Origin of the sequence: Streptomyces sp. NPDC087859 (assembly GCF_044742595.1) — a bacterium.
Taxonomy (GTDB): domain Bacteria; phylum Actinomycetota; class Actinomycetes; order Streptomycetales; family Streptomycetaceae; genus Streptomyces; species Streptomyces canus_F.
This window is the reverse complement of the sequence record NZ_JBIUUU010000036.1, coordinates 52,480-71,227: the sequence shown is the minus strand read 5'-3', so window position 1 is coordinate 71,227 and position 18,748 is coordinate 52,480. Positions and strand designations below refer to the sequence as shown.

At 68.9% G+C, this 18,748-nt stretch carries 16 protein-coding genes; 3 read left to right on the top strand and 13 right to left on the bottom strand.

What is annotated here, in order from left to right; all coding sequences use genetic code 11:
• Nucleotides 1-39: 39 nt before the first annotated feature.
• Entirely contained in the window at nucleotides 40-414 is a 375-nt protein-coding gene (locus ACIOHP_RS48895) for a hypothetical protein (RefSeq protein WP_401898178.1), read from the bottom strand.
• Between the two features lie 131 nt (nucleotides 415-545).
• Between ACIOHP_RS48895 and ACIOHP_RS48890 the strand changes: the two genes are divergently transcribed.
• Nucleotides 546-971, top strand: coding sequence for a glycosyltransferase (locus ACIOHP_RS48890; protein WP_401898176.1), 426 nt, complete (start codon nucleotides 546-548; stop codon nucleotides 969-971).
• A complete protein-coding gene (locus ACIOHP_RS48885; RefSeq protein WP_401898173.1) occupies nucleotides 923-1,543 on the top strand; it encodes a hypothetical protein in 621 nt (206 codons plus the stop codon). Before ACIOHP_RS48890 ends, ACIOHP_RS48885 begins: the two co-directional genes overlap by 49 nt.
• Before the next feature lie 50 nt (nucleotides 1,544-1,593).
• Here ACIOHP_RS48885 and ACIOHP_RS48880 read toward each other — a convergent pair whose 3' ends face one another.
• From ACIOHP_RS48880 to ACIOHP_RS48825, 12 genes are all read right to left on the bottom strand, one after another.
• Complete coding sequence (locus ACIOHP_RS48880) at nucleotides 1,594-3,567, bottom strand: TIGR03960 family B12-binding radical SAM protein (RefSeq protein WP_361540783.1); 1,974 nt, start codon at nucleotides 3,565-3,567, stop codon at nucleotides 1,594-1,596.
• A gap of 82 nt (nucleotides 3,568-3,649) precedes the next feature.
• Entirely contained in the window at nucleotides 3,650-5,149 is a 1,500-nt protein-coding gene (locus ACIOHP_RS48875; protein WP_401898171.1) for a CHAD domain-containing protein, read from the bottom strand.
• A 74-nt stretch (nucleotides 5,150-5,223) separates the two neighbouring features.
• On the bottom strand, nucleotides 5,224-5,832 hold the full coding sequence (locus ACIOHP_RS48870) for a hypothetical protein (RefSeq protein ID WP_401898170.1): 609 nt from the start codon (nucleotides 5,830-5,832) through the stop codon (nucleotides 5,224-5,226).
• 21 nt (nucleotides 5,833-5,853) lie between these two features.
• Complete coding sequence (gene rodA, locus ACIOHP_RS48865; protein WP_361540791.1) at nucleotides 5,854-7,050, bottom strand: rod shape-determining protein RodA; 1,197 nt, start codon at nucleotides 7,048-7,050, stop codon at nucleotides 5,854-5,856.
• Nucleotides 7,047-9,299 carry a penicillin-binding protein 2 gene (gene mrdA / locus ACIOHP_RS48860; RefSeq protein WP_401898167.1) on the bottom strand — a complete coding sequence of 751 codons (2,253 nt, stop codon included), beginning with the start codon at nucleotides 9,297-9,299 and terminating at the stop codon, nucleotides 7,047-7,049. The genes rodA and mrdA overlap by 4 nt, the downstream gene beginning before the upstream one ends.
• Nucleotides 9,300-9,379: 80 nt before the next feature.
• Nucleotides 9,380-10,060, bottom strand: coding sequence for a rod shape-determining protein MreD (mreD, locus tag ACIOHP_RS48855; protein ID WP_327717078.1), 681 nt, complete (start codon nucleotides 10,058-10,060; stop codon nucleotides 9,380-9,382).
• A gap of 13 nt (nucleotides 10,061-10,073) precedes the next feature.
• On the bottom strand, nucleotides 10,074-11,021 hold the full coding sequence (mreC, locus tag ACIOHP_RS48850; RefSeq protein ID WP_361540797.1) for a rod shape-determining protein MreC: 948 nt from the start codon (nucleotides 11,019-11,021) through the stop codon (nucleotides 10,074-10,076).
• Between the two features lie 161 nt (nucleotides 11,022-11,182).
• A complete protein-coding gene (locus ACIOHP_RS48845; RefSeq protein WP_004931372.1) occupies nucleotides 11,183-12,202 on the bottom strand; it encodes a rod shape-determining protein in 1,020 nt (339 codons plus the stop codon).
• A 296-nt stretch (nucleotides 12,203-12,498) separates the two neighbouring features.
• Nucleotides 12,499-12,912, bottom strand: coding sequence for a nucleoside-diphosphate kinase (gene ndk / locus ACIOHP_RS48840; RefSeq protein WP_059205347.1), 414 nt, complete (start codon nucleotides 12,910-12,912; stop codon nucleotides 12,499-12,501).
• 64 nt (nucleotides 12,913-12,976) lie between these two features.
• Nucleotides 12,977-13,333 carry a DUF4233 domain-containing protein gene (locus tag ACIOHP_RS48835; protein WP_046259906.1) on the bottom strand — a complete coding sequence of 119 codons (357 nt, stop codon included), beginning with the start codon at nucleotides 13,331-13,333 and terminating at the stop codon, nucleotides 12,977-12,979.
• 9 nt (nucleotides 13,334-13,342) lie between these two features.
• Complete coding sequence (locus ACIOHP_RS48830; RefSeq protein ID WP_361478328.1) at nucleotides 13,343-14,827, bottom strand: folylpolyglutamate synthase/dihydrofolate synthase family protein; 1,485 nt, start codon at nucleotides 14,825-14,827, stop codon at nucleotides 13,343-13,345.
• Between the two features lie 170 nt (nucleotides 14,828-14,997).
• Nucleotides 14,998-17,622 carry a valine--tRNA ligase gene (locus ACIOHP_RS48825; RefSeq protein ID WP_401898163.1) on the bottom strand — a complete coding sequence of 875 codons (2,625 nt, stop codon included), beginning with the start codon at nucleotides 17,620-17,622 and terminating at the stop codon, nucleotides 14,998-15,000.
• 136 nt (nucleotides 17,623-17,758) lie between these two features.
• Here ACIOHP_RS48825 and ACIOHP_RS48820 point away from each other — a divergent pair, with 136 nt between their 5' ends.
• On the top strand, nucleotides 17,759-18,682 hold the full coding sequence (locus tag ACIOHP_RS48820) for a hypothetical protein (protein ID WP_401898161.1): 924 nt from the start codon (nucleotides 17,759-17,761) through the stop codon (nucleotides 18,680-18,682).
• The last annotated feature ends 66 nt before the right edge of the window (nucleotides 18,683-18,748 follow it).

The following is an 18,748-nucleotide window of genomic DNA, read 5'->3' as shown; positions in this document are numbered from 1 at the left end:
TGAGATCGCGAAAAGAAGCCCGGCCAGAATTCCGGCGCGCTATCCGAAGAACCGGTCCCCGATCAGAGCAATCACGGCCGCCGCGGCCGCCACAGCCAATACCGACGGCAGCCGCAGTGAAACAACGGAATCCCCGAACAGCTCCACCCACCCGTGCATCAGCAGGTAATACGTGCCGTGTACGGCGTCGACGTTTCCCAGCGTGGCCAGGATCCGTCCGGTGTCCCGGCCCACCATGTCCCAGGTGACCAGTTCATCGCGCCCCAGCAGGGAGGCGGTCATCCCGTATCCCCCCAGGGCGAGGGCGACGGCGAACGGCCACAGCCACAGCGTCGACCCGCGCCGCGCGGACCGGGCCGATTCGGCCGGCCGGGGTTCTTCGCGAGCCGCGGGGAGCTGCGCGGTGATTACCATAGGAATATCTCCGGTCCGGCGACGAGAACTCCCCACTTATAAATCCCGACCCACCAGCGCCCGCTTGTACGGACCGCCAAGGGTCGATAAATTCACCAGCCGCCCCTTTCCGCCGGAGAAAAGAAAAAGCCATGAAAACGGTCTGCCTTAATATGATCGTCAAGAACGAGGCGCATGTGATCCGGCGCTGCCTCGAATCCGTGCTCCCCCTCGTCGACACGTGGGTGATCCTCGACACGGGCTCGACCGACGGAACCCAGGACATCATCCGCGAGACACCTCGCCGACCTCCCCGGAACGCTGTACGAGAGCCCGTGGAAAGGCTTCGACCTGAGCCGCACAGAGGCGATCGAACGGGCGCGGGAGAGCGCGCGCTATCTCCTGTTCGGTCGACCCGGCTCCCCTGGCGGTACGTCGGCGTCCTGCACGAGTACCTGGAGTGCGACGGCCGGTTCGACCGGGCACCTCTCGAGGGCGTCCGCATGGTCATCATGGGCGGCGGGGGCGGTTGCAGGGCAGTGAGCGCAAGAAGTACCTGCGGGACGCCGCGATCCTGAAGGACGGTCTCGCCAAGGAACCCGACAACGCCCGGTACGCCTTCTACCTCGCCCAGAGCTGGCGCGACGCCGACGAACCGGCGAAGGCGCTCGCCGCCTACGACCGGCGCGCGGCCATGGACGGCTTCGCCGAGGAGGCGTTCTGCGCCCGCCTCTACGCCGCCCGCCTGGCCCGGACGCTGAAGCGCAAGACGCCCGAGGTCATGGCCCGCTTCCTGGAGGCCCACGAGTACCGGCCCACCCGGGCCGAACCGCTCGGCGAGCTCGCCCACCTGTGCCGCGTCCAGGGGAATCGCTGGCCGCTCGCCTACCTGTTCGCGCGGCGCGCGACGGAGATCCCGCGGCCCGACGACATCCTCTTCGTCGAACACGGCTGGTACGACTGGCAGGCCCTGGACGAACTGGCGGTGTCGGCCTACTGGATGGGCGCGTACCGCGAGTCACTGGAGTGCTGCGAGCGACTCCTGGACGGCGGGAAACTGCCCGAGGCCCACCGTGAACGCGTCACCGCCAACCACGGCTTCGCCCGCGACCGCCTGACCGTGGGCGCCCCCCGCCCCGAGCCGGAATGAAACAAAACAGGGGCCCTTCCCGCCGGGAAGGGCCCCACACGTCCTGTGCCTCAGTGAGTGTGCCCGGCAGGGTCCGGAGCAGCGTTCTTCACCGTCAGCGGCAGCAGCTTCTTGCCCGTCGGGCCGATCTGGATGGACGTGTCCATCTGCGGGCACACCCCGCAGTCGAAGCACGGCGTCCACCGGCAGTCCTCGACCTCCGTCTCGTCGAGCGCGTCCTGCCAGTCCTCCCAGAGCCAGTCCTTGTCCAGGCCGGAGTCCAGGTGGTCCCAGGGCAGGACCTCCTCGTAGGAGCGCTCGCGCGTCGTGTACCAGTCGACGTCGACGCCGAAGTCGGCCAGCGCCTTGTCGGCGCACTGCATCCACCGGTCGTACGAGAAGTGCTCGCGCCAGCCGTCGAAGCGGCCGCCGTCCTCGTAGACCGCGCGGATAACGGCGCCGATACGGCGGTCGCCGCGGGAGAGCAGGCCCTCCACGATGCCGGGCTTGCCGTCGTGGTAGCGGAAGCCGATGGAGCGGCCGTACTTCTTGTCGCCGCGGATCTTGTCGCGGAGCTTCTCCAGGCGGGCGTCGGTGTCCTCGGCGGAGAGCTGGGGCGCCCACTGGAACGGCGTGTGGGGCTTGGGGACGAAGCCGCCGATGGAGACCGTGCAGCGGATGTCGTTGGCGCCGGAGACCTCGCGGCCCTTCTGGATGACGTTCATCGCCATGTCGGCGATCTGCATGACGTCCTCGTCGGTCTCCGTCGGCAGACCGCACATGAAGTACAGCTTCACCTGGCGCCAGCCGTTGCCGTACGCCGTCGCCACCGTCCGGATGAGGTCCTCCTCGGACACCATCTTGTTGATGACCTTGCGCATCCGCTCCGAGCCGCCCTCGGGAGCGAAGGTCAGGCCCGAGCGGCGGCCGTTGCGCGTCAGTTCGTTGGCCAGGTCCACGTTGAACGCGTCGACGCGGGTGGAGGGGAGGGACAGACCGATCTTGTCCTCCTCGTACCGGTCCGCCAGGCCCTTGGCGATGTCGCCGATCTCCGAGTGGTCAGCCGACGACAGGGACAGCAGGCCGACCTCCTCGAAGCCCGTCGCCTTGAGGCCCTTCTCGACCATCTCGCCGATGCCCGTGATCGAGCGCTCGCGCACCGGGCGGGTGATCATGCCGGCCTGGCAGAAGCGGCAGCCGCGGGTGCAGCCGCGGAAGATCTCGACGGACATGCGCTCGTGGACCGTCTCGGCGAGCGGGACCAGCGGCTGCTTGGGGTAGGGCCACTCGTCCAGGTCCATGACCGTGTGCTTGGACACCCGCCACGGGACACCGGACTTGTTCGGTACGACTCGGCCGATCCGGCCGTCGGGGAGGTACTCCACGTCGTAGAACGCCGGGATGTACACCGAGCCGGTCTTCGCGAGGCGGAAGAGGACCTCCTCGCGGCCGCCCGGCCGGCCCTCGGCCTTCCAGTCGCGGATGATCCGCGTCATGTCGAGCACGGCCTGCTCGCCGTCGCCGATGATCGCCGCGTCGATGAAGTCCGCGATCGGCTCGGGGTTGAAGGCGGCGTGGCCGCCGGCCAGCACGATCGGGTCGTCGAGACCGCGGTCCTTCGACTCCAGCGGGATGCCCGCCAGATCCAGTGCCGTCAGCATGTTCGTGTAGCCGAGCTCGGTGGAGAAGGACAGACCGAACACGTCGAAGGCCTTCACCGGCCGGTGGCTGTCCACCGTGAACTGCGGGACGGCGTGCTCCCGCATCAGCGCCTCCAGGTCCGGCCACACGCTGTACGTGCGCTCGGCGAGGACGCCCTCCTGCTCGTTGAGGACCTCGTAGAGGATCATGACGCCCTGGTTGGGCAGGCCCACCTCGTAGGCGTCCGGGTACATGAGCGCCCAGCGGACATCGGTGGACTCCCACGGCTTGACCGTGGAGTTGAGTTCTCCGCCGACGTACTGGATCGGCTTCTGCACATGCGGGAGCAGAGCCTCGAGCTGCGGGAACACAGACTCGGCGGCCGCAGCGACTTCGGCAGGCATCTCGCGAACCTTCGTGGTGGGCTGGACTGACAGGGGTGACCATCTAGCGTAACGCGATCGTGGACCGCCCCTGTCCTTCCGCTCAGACCTCCATCGCGCCCTTGATCGACGGCCACGTCACGGGAAGGTCCAGCTCGACCAGCTCGGCCCGCCGCTCCTCGCGCCCGTACAGCACCCCGTACGTGAACCCACTCTCCCCCGCCGCATGGGCCTGACCTGCGAGATCGCGCAGGGCCTCGCGGGTCATCACGCTGTCCTGGTGATCACCGAGCAGGCCCTGGAGGGACTTCATCGAGCGGACCAGGTCGACGGCGGGCTCGCCGAGGACCTTGGACGCAGCCTCCGCCGAATACCTCGTCCGCTTGCACTTCTTGCGCGCCTCGTGGATCGCGAGGTCCCGGTCGGCGCCCGGCGACAGCGCCACCGCCCGCTCGACCAGCTCCGTCAGCTTCCCGAAGTCCTTCCGTACGGCCGTGGGGATCACCTTCGACGGCTGCCCGCCGGCCGCCTTCAGCAACGGAGGCTCGTCCACCACGGCGTCCAGCGTGGCCAGCAGGTCCAGGTACCGCTTTCCGTCGAGTACGGCGATCAGACGGCTGCGCGACCCGCCGCGCCGCGCGTGCGACCAGGTGCGCAGCCGGGTACGGACCGGGCCGGCCAGCAGCGCCCGAGGCAGTCCGTCGAGGGCGGCGGTCAGACGTTCCGTCAGCACCTCCTGGTCCCGGTCCACGCCCAGCTCGCCCGCGAGCCACTTCAGCTCCGCGCCTATCGGGTCGGTGACGGTGCGGTCGAGGACTTTCCCGTACGACTTGAAGGCGCTGCGCATCCGCCGGGTGGCGACGCGCATGCGGTGCACGGAGTCGTGCACGTCCCGTCGGACGGCGGGGTCGAGCTCCACGATCGCGTCCCGCTGGGCCCGGATGTAGGCCATCACATGGTCCCCGGCGGTCTCCGGTGCCTTCCTGGCCGGCTTCCGCCGCTTCGCCCCGCCGGTCTCCGCGAGCGCCCGGGCCAGCTTCGAGGCCGACCCGGAGGGCCGTACGCCCGTCTTCTTCAGCCGTTTCTCGACCTTGTCGAGGAAGGCCGGGTCGCCGCCGTCGGCGAGCTCGACCTCGATCTCGGTCCACTGGGCGACACCGTGGCCCCCGGTGAGCCGCTCGGCGCGGACGGCGTCCACGCTGACCTCGGCGAGCAGCCCGCCGTCGGCGTCGACGAGATGGCGGACGTCCCGGTCGGAGACCAGCCGGACCACGGGCACCAGCTCGAGGTCGCGGACGCGCGAGCGGACCAGGCCCGTGAGGACGCGCGGGACGGTGTCGGAGAGGGCCGTCTGGATCTCGTCCCGTACACCGGGTGAGACGGGGAACTTCAGATGCCAGCCGGCGTCGGAGCCGCCGGTGCGGCGGCGCAGGGTGATCGAGGCCGCGGCGAGGTGCTCGCCCTGGGTGTCGTAGTAGGTGGCGTCCAGCTGTGCGACACCCTTGTCGAGGACGGCCGCGACCCCGGCGACGCCGGTGAGGTCCGGCAGCCCGCTGTCGTCGGACTCGTACTTCCGCTCGATCTCGCGCTTCGTGTCCGCCATGACCTGAACTTAGACGCAGTCGGGGCGCGGCGGCAGAGGGCGCCGACCACGATTCCCGGGGGAACCGCCGGGGATCAGGAGGTGACCAGCGCTCTCATCGCCTCGCCCTCCGGGAACGGCGCGTCCTTCGCCGTCCGGGAGACGAGGAGGATGTGGGCGTCCTCGAACTGGTGGTACGACATCGGTTCGGGGCCCTGCCCGACGATCACCACGCTGTGTTCCAGACGCCAGCTGACGTACCGGCTGTGGTACTTGGGCTGCCGGATGTCGTGGTCCGGCAGACCGAGCCGGTCGGTGAAGCGCTGGACGACGGTGTCGTAGTGCGCGTCGAACTCCGGCCGCCAGGCACCCTCCTGGCTGGTCCAGCCGGGTACGGGACCCCAGCAGTCCTCGTCGAGGATGCCGCCGTCGACCGAGTAGAGGTAGGCGAAGGGCAGATGCAGCGTGCCGTCGCCCTCGGCCGTGACGAAGTGGCCCTCCGGGGTGACATGGGTGGCGTCGGGGACGTCGGGTGTGTCCTCGTACGCCGGTCCCCGCACCGCCTGTGACCAGTCGGGCCAGCCGGCCTCGCGTATCCGTTCCTCGACGGCCTCGGCGTCGGCCAGATCCAGCTCCGCCAGCCCCAGAAGCCGGTTCACCAGCTCCTCGCCGACCGGGCACACGGCCACGTACTCGTCCGCCATTCCACTCCCCCTACGGCAGCGCTACGCCGACATCGGCCGCTGCACCCTGATCGACTGCAACAACCCGACCGCCACCCACACCGCGAACATGGACGTGCCACCGTACGACACGAACGGCAGCGGCAGACCGGTGACCGGCATGATCCCCAGGGTCATCCCGATGTTCTCGAAGGACTGAAAGGCGAACCAGGCCACGATCCCGGCGGCGACGATCGTGCCGTACAGCTCGGTCGTCTCGCGGGCGATACGGCAGGCCCGCCACAGCACGACGCCGAGCAGCACGATGATCAGGCCCGCGCCGACGAAGCCCAGCTCCTCGCCCGCCACGGTGAACACGAAGTCGGTCTGCTGTTCCGGCACGAACTGGCCCGTCGTCTGCGAGCCGTGGAACAGCCCCGAGCCGGTGAGTCCGCCCGAACCGATCGCGATACGCGCCTGGTTGGTGTTGTAGCCGACACCGGCCGGGTCGAGGCTCGGGTTGGCGAAGGCGGCGAAGCGGGCGATCTGGTAGTCGTCCAGGACGCCGAGCTGCCAGACCGCGAGGGCGCCCATCGTGCCCGCGCCGAGCAGGCCGAAGACCCAGCGGTTGGAGGCGCCCGAGGCCAGCAGCACGCCCAGCACGATGATGACCATGACCATGACCGACCCGAGGTCGGGCATCAGCATGACGATGAGCATCGGCACGGCGGCCAGCCCCAGCGCCTGGAGGACGGTGCGGTGGTCGGGGTACGGCTTGTCACCCGCGTCGACCCGGGCCGCCAGCAGCATCGCCATGCCGAGGATGATCGTGATCTTCACGAACTCCGAGGGCTGGAGCGAGAAGCCGCCGCCGACGACGATCCAGGAGTGGGCGCCGTTGACCGTGGAGCCGAGCGGGGTGAGCACCATCAGGATCAGGAACACCGAGGCGCCGTAGAGGATCGGTACCGCCGTCCGCAGGGCGCGGTGGCCGAGCCAGACGGTGCCGATCATCAGGGCGAACCCGATGCCGGTGTTCATGAGGTGGCGGAACAGGAAGTAGTACTGGTCGCCCTGGTTGATCTCGGTGCGGTTGCGGGTGGCCGAGAAGACCAGCAGCGAGCCGATCATCGACAGGGCGAGGGCCGCGAACAGTATCGGCCAGTCCAGCCGGCGGGCGAGCGAGTCGCGGGCGAAAAGCCGCGTCCAGCCCGCCCGTTCGGGCCCGTAGCCGGAGACGGAGAAGCTGTTGCCGGTCATGTGCACATCCTCCGGCCACCTCGCTTGTGGCGCCGCCTGCGGGTGTTGCGGTTGCCCGTCGCCGGCCTCTCGACGGTCGCCGCCAGCTGCGTCTCGTCGGGCTCGGGGGCGCCTTCCTGGGTCACCCGCTGCTCCTTGCCCGGGTCCTTGGAGACCTTCGGCGACTTGATGGTGCCGTCCGTCTGGACCTTCGGGAGGCTCTTCTGCGGGGTGGGCAGCAGGGCGTTCTTCTTGTTGATCGTGCCGTCGTCGGAGACGCCGTACAGCGCGTCGTAGATGTTGCGGACCGCGGGGCCCGAGGCACCGGAGCCCGTACCGCCCTGGGAGATCGTCATGACGACCGTGTAGTCCTTGGTGTACGTGGCGAACCAGGACGTCGTCTGCTTGCCGTAGACCTCGGCGGTACCGGTCTTGGCGTGCATCGGGATCTTGTCCTGCGGCCAGCCGACGTCGGCGAACCGCCAGGCGGCGGTACCGCGGGTGGCGACGCCCGCGAGGGCGTCGTCCATCTCGGCCAGCGTCTTTCGGCTTATGGGCAGCTTGCCGTGCGCCTTGGGCTTGATCTCGTCGACGGTCTTGCCGTCCGCGCTGACGATGGCCTTGCCGACGGAGGGGGTGTAGAGGGTGCCGCCGTTGGAGATCGCCGCGTAGATGGTGGCCATCTGGATGGGGGTGACGAGGGTGTCGCCCTGGCCGATGGAGTAGTTGACGGAGTCACCGGCGCGCATCAGGTTGCCTTCGAGGCAGTTCTCGTACGCGATCTGCTCGGCGTACGTGCCGCCCTTCTTGCCGGTCTTGCACCAGGCGTCCTTGTTGGCCTTCCAGTAGTTGAGCTTCCACTGGCGGTCCGGGATCCGGCCGGTGACCTCGTTGGGCAGGTCGATGCCGGTCTCGGCGCCGAGGCCGAACTGGTGGGCCGTCTTGTAGAACCAGTTCTTGGCGTCCTTCTTCGGCTTGGTGCCGCCGTCCTTCTTCCACTCCTCGTGGGAGAGCCGGTAGAAGACGGTGTCGCAGGAGACCTCCAGGGCGCGGCCGAGGCTGATCGGGCCGTATCCCTTGGTCTCGAAGTTCTTGAAGACCTGGCCGCCGATCGAGTACGAACTCGAGCAGTTGTAGGGGCCGTCGAAGGAGTACCCGGCGTTGACCGCGGCGGCGGTCGGGACCACCTTGAAGATGGAGCCGGGTGCCGACTGGCCCTGGATGGCCCGGTTGAGCAGCGGGTAGTTGGAGTCCTTGCCCGTCAGCTTGGTGTAGTCCTTGGCGGAGATGCCGCCGACCCAGGCGTTCGGGTCGTAGGACGGGTTGGACGCCATGGCGACGACGCGGCCGGTCTTGGCCTCCATGACGACGACGGCGCCGGAGTCGGCCTTGTAGTTCTCGCCGGTGTTGTCGTCGAAGACGTCGCGGGCCTTCTTCATCGCGTCGTTCAGTTCGTACTCGGCGACCCGCTGGACGCGGGCGTCGATGCTGGTGACGAGGTTGGAGCCGGGCTGCGCGTCGTCGCTGGCGGCCTGGCCGATGACGCGCCCGAGGTTGTCGACCTCGTAGCGGGTGACGCCGGCCTTGCCGCGCAGTTCCTTGTCGTACTCGCGCTCCAGGCCGCTGCGGCCGACCTGGTCGGAGCGCAGATAGGGCGAGTCGGTGTCCTGGGCCTGGGTGATCTCCTCGTCGGTGACCGGGGAGAGGTAGCCGAGGACCTGGGCGGTGTTGGCCTTGGCGGGGCTCGCGTAGCGGCGCACGGCCTCGGGCTCGGCGGTGATGCCGGGGAAGTCCTCGGCGCGCTCGCGGATCTGCAGGGCCTGCTTGGCGGTGGCCTCGTCGGTGATCGGGATCGGCTGGTAGGGCGAGCCGTTCCAGCAGGGCTGGGGGGTCTCGGCGTCGCACAGCCGGACCTTCCGCATGACCTCCTCGGGCTTCATACCGAGGACACCGGCGAGCTTGGTGAGGACGGCCTTGCCGTCGTCCTTCATCTTCAGCAGGTCGGTGCGGGAGGCGGAGACCACCAGCCGTGTCTCGTTGTCGGCGATCGGCACTCCGCGCGCGTCGAGGATCGAGCCGCGGACGGCGGGCTCCACGACCTGCTGGACGTGGTTGCCGGACGCCTCCTTCGCGTACTCGTCGCCCTCGCGGATCTGGAGGTACCACAGGCGCCCGCCGAGGGTGCCGAGGACGGACAGGACGAGGATCTGGATCACGATGAGCCTGATCTGGACCCGTGGAGTCCGACCGGTCTCGGGGATGTTGGTCACTGCGGCTGCCGCCCCCTCTCAGTGTGTGTACGTGTCATATACGGCGAACCTGTGAACTCGGCCCGCCGACGCGCGCGCACTCACAGCCGCTTGACCCCCTTGATGCGACCGACGCGCGCGGTCCGGGTCCGGGCCCTGGTCCGCAGCGCGCCGAGTCCGCCGCGCTGACCGCCGATCTTCAGGCCCGTGCCGGAGGAGAGCCATCCGGAAGAGATGTCGGTGGCCTTCTTGGCGGAGGTGTTGGTCTCCGCGAGCGGGTCGTTCTCCGCGCGGCGGGCGAGCGCCATGATGCCGGGGACGACGAAGGGGGCGAGCAGCAGGTCGTACAGGGCGGCCGTGAACAGCAGGCTGCCGAGGCCGACATGACGGGCGGCGGTGTCGCCGACGAGGGCGCCGACACCGGCGTAGAGCAGGGTCGTGCCGACGGCGGCGGCGACCACGACGAGCATCGGGCCGGTGGCCGACTTGAGTCTGCCGTTCTCCGGTTTGGCGAGCCCGGCCAGATAGCCGATGACGCACAGCACCAGCGCGTAGCGCCCGGCCGCGTGGTCGGCGGGCGGCGCGAGGTCGGCGAGCAGTCCCGCGCCGAAGCCGACGAGGGCGCCGCCGACATGGCCGTAGACCATCGCGAGACCGAGGACGGTCAGCAGCAGCACGTCCGGGACGGCGCCCGGGAGGTGGAGCCGGGACAGGACGCTGACCTGGAGGACCAGGGCGACGACGACGAGGGAGGTGGAGAGCAGGATCCGGTTGACACGCAAGGGGAATCAGCTCCTACTGCTCTTGCTCGAACTGGCCGTCGACAGGGGCGTTCGCGGACGGGGTGACCGTGACGGTGACCGTCGGCGTGGGGGTCGGTTTCGGCTTGTCGGGGAGCACCGTGTCGCGCGGGTCCTTCTTCGGGGCCTCGACGACGACGCCGACGATGTCGAGCTTGGTGAAGCTGACGTACGGCGTGACGTAGAGGGTGCGGGTGAGGTCGCCGCCGGAGGGATCGACGCGGGAGACGATGCCGACGGGGACGCCGGGCACGAAGGGCTTGTCGGCCTGGGAGCCGAAGGTGACGAGGCGGTCGCCCTTCTTGATCTCGGCCTTGCCGTTGAGGAGTTCGACGCGCAGCGGGCGGTCGCCCTGTCCGGAGGCGAAGCCGAGCTCGTCGCTGGCCTCCATGCGGGTGCCGACGGTGAAGTCGGGGTCGTTGGCGAGGAGCACGGTGGCGGTGTTCGGGCCGACGGTCGTCACGCGCCCCACCAGTCCGTCGCCGTTGAGGACGGTCATGTCGCGCCTGATGCCGTCGTTGGAGCCGACGTCGATGGTGATGGTCCAGGAGAAGCCCTGGGCCGCTCCTATGGCGATGACCTCGGCGCCCTTGATGCCGTACTGACCCTCGCCGGCGACCTTCAGCATCGAGTTCAACTGCTTGAGGCGGCTGGAGTTGCGGTCGTCGCTGCCGAGCTTCGCCTTGAGGGCCGCGTTCTCCTTCTCCAGCGCGGCGAGCCGGTCGTGCCGCTCGCCGGAGTCGCGGATCGCGGAGACCGCGTTGCCGACCGGGTTCACGGCGGACGACACACCGTCCTCGATGGGGCCGAAAACCGTGGCCGCGGCCTGGCGGGCACCGTCGACCGGCGAATCCTCCCCGCCGCGGATGTCCACCGTGATCAGTGCGAACGCGATGGCGATCAGCAGCACCAGGAGCAGCCGGCTCTCTCGTGTGTCCCTCACGTGCGGCGGCCGTGCCTTCCTCATAGGAATGTGCAGGTGTTCAGGTATGTGGTGTGGGTGTACAGAGGCTCGCGGATGCCTATGGGCGAGCTTATGCCTCTATATCAACGATCCGCCGTACGAGAGGAGATCATCTCGTACGGCGGAATCGAAGAGTTACGTCATCTGCGCGGCTGGGCGTCCAGCACCTGCTGGAGCGCCTCGAACTCCTCCACGCACTTGCCGGAGCCGAGCGCCACGCTGTCCAGCGGGTCCTCGGCGATGTGGATCGGCATGCCGGTCTCGCGCCGCAGCCGCTCGTCGAGGCCGCGCAGCAGGGCGCCGCCGCCGGTCAGAACGATTCCGCGGTCCATGATGTCGCCGGACAGCTCGGGCGGGCACTTGTCGAGGGTCGTCTTGACCGCGTCCACGATCGCGTTGACGGGTTCCTCGATCGCCTTGCGGACTTCGGCGGCCGAGATGACGACGGTCTTGGGCAGTCCGGAGACGAGGTCCCGGCCGCGGATTTCGGTGTGCTCGTCAGCGTCGAGGTCGTACGCCGAACCGATCGTGATCTTGATCTGTTCGGCCGTCCGCTCACCGAGGAGGAGCGAGTACTCCTTCTTGATGTGCTGGATGATCGCGTTGTCCAGTTCGTCGCCCGCGACGCGGATGGACTGGGCGGTGACGATCCCGCCGAGCGAGATGACCGCGACCTCCGTCGTGCCGCCGCCGATGTCCACCACCATGTTGCCCGTGGCCTCGTGGACCGGCAGGCCGGAACCGATGGCGGCCGCCATGGGCTCCTCGATGATGTGCACCTGGCGGGCCCCGGCCTGGGACGACGCCTCGATGACGGCACGGCGCTCGACGCCGGTGATGCCGGAGGGCACACACACGACGACGCGCGGCCTCGCGAGATACCGCCGCTTGTGGATCTTCAGAATGAAGTAGCGGAGCATTCGCTCGGTGATCTCGAAGTCGGCGATGACGCCGTCCTTCAGCGGACGTACGGCAACGATGTTGCCGGGCGTGCGCCCGATCATCTTCTTCGCTTCGGCGCCGACCGCCAGGATGCCACCGGTGTTGGTGTTGATCGCGACGACGGACGGCTCGTTGAGTACGATCCCGCGACCCCTGACGTACACCAGCGTGTTGGCGGTCCCGAGGTCGACAGCCATGTCACGGCCGATGAACGACATTGAGTTCCCCATCAGGATTCGTCTGGCCTTCCCGGGAGCTTTGAGGGCTTTTTCAGGTCGGCGAAGTGGGTGCGGTGACGTGAAGACTTCCATCGTAGTGGCGCCTACGCGAACACCGCGCGAGGGTCTTCGCCATTGTCAGCAGATGGAACCCCACCGCGCTTGTGGAGACGGTCCATCGGGGGCACCCGTTCCCCCGATCGGCGCGCATATGCCAAAGGACGGCCGAAAAGACACGGCCGCCCCAGGTCAGACCGACGGGTGCCATGACACCCCGTCAGAAAAAGCCACGAAACCTACGCACGCCCGGGGAAGAAGATCTTGACCTCGCGCTCGGCGGACTCCTCGGAGTCGGAGGCGTGGATCAGGTTCTCCCGGACGATCACACCGAAGTCCCCGCGGATGGAACCGGGGGCGGCGGCGATCGGGTCGGTGGGGCCGGCCAGCGCGCGCACGCCCTCGATGACCCGCTCCCCCTCGACGATCAGCGCCACGACGGGGCCGGAGGCCATGAACTCCACCAGCGGCTCGTAGAAGGGCTTGCCCTTGTGCTCGCCGTAGTGCTGCTCCAGCGTGTCCTGGTCCAGGGTGCGCAGCTCCAGCGCGGTGATCTGCCAGCCGGCCTTGCGCTCGATACGGCTGATGATCTCGCCGGTCAGGCCACGACGAACCGCGTCGGGCTTGAGGAGGACGAGGGTGCGCTGGCTCACGTGGGACTCCTTGCGATCAAAAGTGTGCGGGGTGATGAGGTTACCCGGCGTGTCCGCCCGTCGGTCACGCAGCGTCAGGTGTAGTGGAATCGGCCTGCGCGGCGAACCTCGCCTTCGCCTCGTCGACCTTCCGCCCGTAGTGCACCGAGGCCCACCACAGCGCCGCGAAGACCACGCCCAGGAAGAACATCGTCGGCACCACGAACCCGGAGGCGATGAGGGCGATCTGCAGGACCCAGCCGAGCGCGACGCCGCCGGGGCGGGTGATCACACCGCACAGCGCCAGACACAGGAACATGGCGATGCCGCTGACCGTCCACACCGTGGCCGTGGACAGGTCTTCGTCCTTCATCGCGACCAGGCCGGCGAAGCCGATGATGAAGAACTCGCCGATCAGGGTCGATGAACAGAGAGTACGCATTCTTGGGATTCAGCCCTTCCCCAGCAACAGCCGGGCCTCGCCGACGGTGATGACGGAACCGGTCACGAGCACACCACCGCCCGCGAACTCGCCCTCCTCCTCGGACAGGGTGATCGCGGCCTCCAGCGCGTCCGGCAGCCGCGGCTCGACCTGTACGCGCTCCTCGCCGAACACCTCGACGGCGATCGCGGCCAACTCGTCGGCGTCCATGGCGCGGTGACTGGAGTTCTGGGTGATCACGATCTCCGCGAAGATCGGCTCGAAGGCCTCCAGGAGACCTCGTACGTTCTTGTCGCCACTGGCCCCGACCACACCGATCAGCCGGCTGAAGTCGAAGGCCTCACCGATCGCCTCGGCGGTGGCCCGGGCGCCCGCCGGGTTGTGCGCGGCGTCCAGCACGACGGTGGGAGAGCGCCGTACGGTCTCCAGCCGCCCCGGCGACGTCACGGCCGCGAACGCCTTGCGGACGGTGTCGATGTCGAGCGGCTCGGGCCGCTGCGAGCCGACACCGAAGAAGCCCTCGACGGCGGCGAGCGCCACAGCGGCGTTGTGCGCCTGATAGGCGCCGTGCAGCGGGAGGTAGACCTCCTCGTACTCCCCGCCGAGCCCGCGCAGGGTGATCAGCTGCCCGCCGACGGCGACCTGACGCGCCACGACCCCGAACTCCAGCCCCTCACGGGCCACGGTGGCGTCGACCTCGACGGCCTTCTTCAGCAGCACCTGCGCGGCGTCGACCGGCTGCTGAGCCAGGATGACGGTCGCGTCCTGCTTGACGACGCCGGCCTTCTCCTTGGCGATCTCGCCGGGAGTCTCGCCGAGCCGGTCGGTGTGGTCCAGGTCGATGGGGGTCACGACGGCGACGTCACCGTCGATGACGTTGGTCGCGTCCCAGGTGCCGCCCATCCCGACCTCGACGACGGCCACGTCCACGGGCGCGTCGGCGAAGGCGGCGTACGCCATGCCGGTCAGCACCTCGAAGAACGACAGCCGGTACTCCTGCTGCGCGTCCACCATCTCGATGTACGGCTTGATGTCCTCGTACGTCTCGATGAAGCGCTCGGCGGAGATCGGCGCCCCGTCGAGACTGATGCGCTCGGTGACCGACTGCACATGGGGGCTGGTGTACCTGCCGGTGCGCAGTTCGAAGGCGCCGAGGAGGGCCTCGATCATGCGGGCGGTGGAGGTCTTGCCGTTCGTCCCGGTGATGTGGATCGAGGGGTACGACCGCTGCGGCTCGCCCAGGACGTCCATGAGCGCGGCGATACGGCTGACGGAGGGCTCGAGCTTGGTCTCGCCCCAGCGCGTGGCGAGTTCCGCCTCGACCTCGCGCAGCGCCTTGTCGACCTCGGGGTCCTGGGGGCGCGTCGGCACGTCTGCCTCCGGCGGGCCTCCCTGGGTGCGCAGGGTGCGGCTGCCGGCCTCGATGACCGCGAGGTCGGGGTCGCGGTCTGTCTCGGCGTCGATGATCTCGTCGAAGGGGTCGCTGTCACTCACGGGGCCAGTCTACGGAGGGGGCGGTAGAGAGTGCCTATGGAGTGGGGTGGCTGGTCGTTGACGGCGGCTGCGGTCCGTATGTGGCCGGTCGCGCGGTTCCCCGCGCCCCTGGGTAGCTGAAGGCGCCCGGAGCTCGAAAGCTCCGGGCGCCTTCATCGACGTACAACCGCTCAGGCCTGCGGCAGCCTGTCCAGCTGGGACTGGATGCGGGCGATGTCCTCGTCGGCCTTCGCCAGGCGGCCGCGGATCTTGTCCACCACGTTGTCCGGGGCCTTGGCCAGGAACGCCTCGTTGCCGAGCTTGGCGGTGGCCTGGGCCTTTTCCTTCTCGGCGGCCGCGAGGTCCTTGGCGAGGCGCTTGCGCTCCGCCGCGACGTCGATGGTGCCGGAGAGGTCGAGGGCGACCTCGGCGCCGGAGACCGGGAGGGTCGCCGTGGCCGTGAAGGCGTCGCCCTCGGGCTGGAGGCGCAGCAGCTGACGGATGGCGGCCTCGTGGGGCGCCAGGGCCGTGCCGTCGAGGGTCAGGCGGGCCGGGACGCGCTGGCCGGGCTGGAGGCCCTGGTCGGCGCGGAAGCGGCGGACCTCGGTGATGACGGACTGGAGGGTCTCGATCTCCTTCTCGGCGGCCGTGTCACGGAAGCCGCTGTCCTTGGGCCAGTCCGCGATGACGACCGACTCGCCGCCCGTGAGGGTGGTCCAGAGGGTCTCCGTGACGAACGGGACCACCGGGTGCAGCAGCCTGAGGGTGACGTCGAGGACCTCGCCCAGGACGCGCTTGCTGACCTCGGCCGGCTCGCCGCCCGCCTGGAACGTCGTCTTGGAGAGCTCGACGTACCAGTCGAAGACCTCGTCCCACGCGAAGTGGAAGAGGGCGTCGGAGAGCTTCGCGAACTGGTAGTCCTCGTAGAGCGCGTCGACTTCGGCGACGACGGAGTTGAGGCGGGAGAGGATCCAGCGGTCCGTCGCCGACATCGCCGACTCGTCCGGCAGGGGCCCGTCCACCGTCGCGCCGTTCATCAGCGCGAAGCGCGTGGCGTTCCAGATCTTGTTGGCGAAGTTGCGGGAGCCCTGGACCCAGTCCTCGCCGATCGGGACGTCGACGCCGGGGTTGGCGCCGCGGGCGAGGGTGAAGCGCAGGGCGTCGCTGCCGTACTTGTCCATCCAGTCCAGCGGGTTGACCGCGTTGCCGAAGGACTTCGACATCTTCTTGCCGAACTGGTCGCGGACCATGCCGTGCAGGGCGATGGTGTGGAACGGCGGGGTGCCGTCCATCGCGTACAGGCCGAACATCATCATCCGGGCGACCCAGAAGAAGAGGATGTCGTAGCCGGTGACCAGGACGGAGTTCGGGTAGAACTTCGCGAGCGACTCGGTCTGTTCGGGCCAGCCGAGGGTCGAGAAGGGCCACAGGCCGGAGGAGAACCAGGTGTCGAGGACGTCGGTGTCCTGACGCCAGCCGTCACCGGTGGGGGCCTCGTCGTCGGGGCCGACGCAGACGACCTCACCGTCCGGGCCGTACCAGACCGGGATGCGGTGGCCCCACCACAACTGCCGTGAGATGCACCAGTCGTGGAGGTTGTCGACCCAGTCGAAGTACCGCTTCTCCATCTCCTGCGGGTGGATCTTGACACGGCCGTCACGGACCGCGTCACCGGCGGCCTTCGCGAGCGGGCCGACCTTGACCCACCACTGCATGGACAGACGCGGCTCGATGGTGGTCTTGCAGCGCGAGCAGTGGCCGACGGAGTGGACGTAGGGCCGCTTCTCGGCGACGATCCGGCCCTCGGCGCGCAGGGCGGCGACGATGGCGGAACGGGCCTCCAGGCGGTCCTGGCCCTGGAAGGGGCCGTGGGCCGTGATCACGGCGTGCTCGTCCATGATCGTGATGGCCGGCAGGTCGTGGCGCTGGCCGATCTCGAAGTCGTTCGGGTCGTGGGCCGGGGTGACCTTGACCGCGCCGGTGCCGAACTCGGGGTCGACGTGGGTGTCGGCGACGACGGGGATGGAGCGCTCGGTGAGCGGCAGCTTGATGAGCTTGCCGACCAGGTGCTTGTACCGCTCGTCGTCCGGGTGAACGGCGACGGCCGTGTCACCGAGCATGGTCTCGGCGCGGGTGGTGGCGACGACGAGCGTCTCGTCCCCCTCGCCGTACTTGATGGAGACGAGCTCGCCGTCGTCGTCCTGGTACTCGACCTCGATGTCGGAGATCGCCGTCAGACAGCGCGGACACCAGTTGATGATGCGCTCGGCGCGGTAGATCAGCTCGTCGTCGTAGAGCCGCTTGAAGATGGTCTGGACGGCCTGGGAGAGACCCTCGTCCATGGTGAAACGCTCGCGGGACCAGGCGACGCCGTCGCCGAGGCGACGCATCTGCCCGGAGATCTGCCCGCCGGACTCGCCCTTCCACTGCCAGACCCGCTCGACGAAGGCCTCACGGCCGAGGTCGTGCCGGGACTTGCCTTCCTTCCCCAGCTCACGCTCGACGACGTTCTGGGTGGCGATGCCGGCGTGGTCCATGCCGGGCTGCCACAGCGTCTCGAAGCCCTGCATGCGCTTGCGGCGCGTGAGGGCGTCGATGAGCGTGTGCTCGAAGGCGTGCCCGAGGTGCAGGCTGCCGGTGACGTTCGGCGGCGGGATGACGATGGTGTACGGCGGCTTGTCGCTCTTCTCGTCCGCCTCGAAGTAACCCCGCTCCACCCAGCGCTCGTACAGCGGGCCCTCTACGTCGGCCGGCGCGTACTGGGTCGGCAGTTCGGTGTCGGGCGCTGATGGCTGCTGCTGAGCGTTCTCGGTCACGGGGTCAGTTTAGGGGTGTCGCGGGCGTGTCCCGAAACGGCTTTGTTCTGTAACGGTGAGGCCCCCGATGCAATGCATCGCCGGTGCCTGCGCCAGGATGTTCGGAACGCATAAGCATCTGGAGGGGAACCCAGTAATGAGTCACAACCAGCCGGGCCCGTACGGCGGGCAGCCCCAGCAGCCCGGTCCGTACGGTCAGCCGGGCCCGTACGGCCAGCAGCCGCCGCAGGCCCCCCAGCCCGGCTACGGCTACCCCCAGCAGCCCGCTCAGCCCCAGCAGCCGGGGTACGGCTACCCGCAGCAGCAGGGCGGCGTCCCGCCGCAGACCCCGCCGTACGGTCAGCAGCCGTACGGCCAGCAGCCCTACACGACCCCGATGCCGCCGGTGCCGGGCGGGGGCGGCAAGAAGAAGGTCGGCATCATCATCGGCGCGGTGGCGGTCGTGGCCGCGATCGCCGTGGGCGCGGCCTTCGCCCTCGGCGGCGGGGGCGGCGGCGGGTCGGACATCGCGGACGACGGGACGTTCAAGCTGACGGCGCCGGCGACGGTCATCGGCGGCGAGTACAAGAAGGGCGACGACGCCGAGTCCGACACACTGACCGAGAGCGACATCAAGGACGCGGAGTCGTGGGGCGTCAAGGACCCCAAGGACGTCAGCGCGGGCTACTCCGCGGGGACGGACGCCGCACCGAAGCAGGTGATGTTCGCGGGCGTGTACGGCACCATCGAAGACCCCGAGAAGGTCGTCGACGCGATGTTCGCCAACATGAAGAAGGAAGCCGCGAAGGACAAGGACTCCGGCCAGAAGCTCGTGGGCTCTCCCACCGAGCAGACGCCCTCCGGCTTCAAGAACGGCGTCATGAAGTGCCAGGAGATCGAGTCCAGCGAATCCGGCATGACCGTGAAGATGCCCTTCTGCATCTGGGGTGACCACAGCACGGTCGCCTACGTGCTCTCGTACGACGTGGCCGGCTTGATCGCGGGCAAGAGCAAGACGATGGCGGAGGCGGCCGAACTGACCGCCAAGCTCCGCGACGACGTGCGCGTACCGCTCAAGTAGCGCAATCAAGCTTGCGTGATCTGTAACACATCAGACCATTACTGATCACACGGAGTTTGCTCGTGC

Excerpts from the sequence above, each read along its gene's own strand:
- ACIOHP_RS48895 (WP_401898178.1), bottom strand. The coding sequence starts at position 414 with ATGGTAATCACCGCGCAGCTCCCCGCGGCTCGCGAAGAACCCCGGCCG.
- ACIOHP_RS48890 (WP_401898176.1), top strand. The coding sequence starts at position 546 with ATGAAAACGGTCTGCCTTAATATGATCGTCAAGAACGAGGCGCATGTG.
- ACIOHP_RS48880 (WP_361540783.1), bottom strand. The coding sequence starts at position 3,567 with ATGCCTGCCGAAGTCGCTGCGGCCGCCGAGTCTGTGTTCCCGCAGCTC.
- ACIOHP_RS48875 (WP_401898171.1), bottom strand. The coding sequence starts at position 5,149 with ATGGCGGACACGAAGCGCGAGATCGAGCGGAAGTACGAGTCCGACGAC.
- ACIOHP_RS48870 (WP_401898170.1), bottom strand. The coding sequence starts at position 5,832 with ATGGCGGACGAGTACGTGGCCGTGTGCCCGGTCGGCGAGGAGCTGGTG.
- rodA (WP_361540791.1), bottom strand. The coding sequence starts at position 7,050 with ATGACCGGCAACAGCTTCTCCGTCTCCGGCTACGGGCCCGAACGGGCG.
- ACIOHP_RS48845 (WP_004931372.1), bottom strand. The coding sequence starts at position 12,202 with ATGTCGTTCATCGGCCGTGACATGGCTGTCGACCTCGGGACCGCCAAC.
- ACIOHP_RS48835 (WP_046259906.1), bottom strand. The coding sequence starts at position 13,333 with ATGCGTACTCTCTGTTCATCGACCCTGATCGGCGAGTTCTTCATCATC.
- ACIOHP_RS48820 (WP_401898161.1), top strand. The coding sequence starts at position 17,759 with ATGAGTCACAACCAGCCGGGCCCGTACGGCGGGCAGCCCCAGCAGCCC.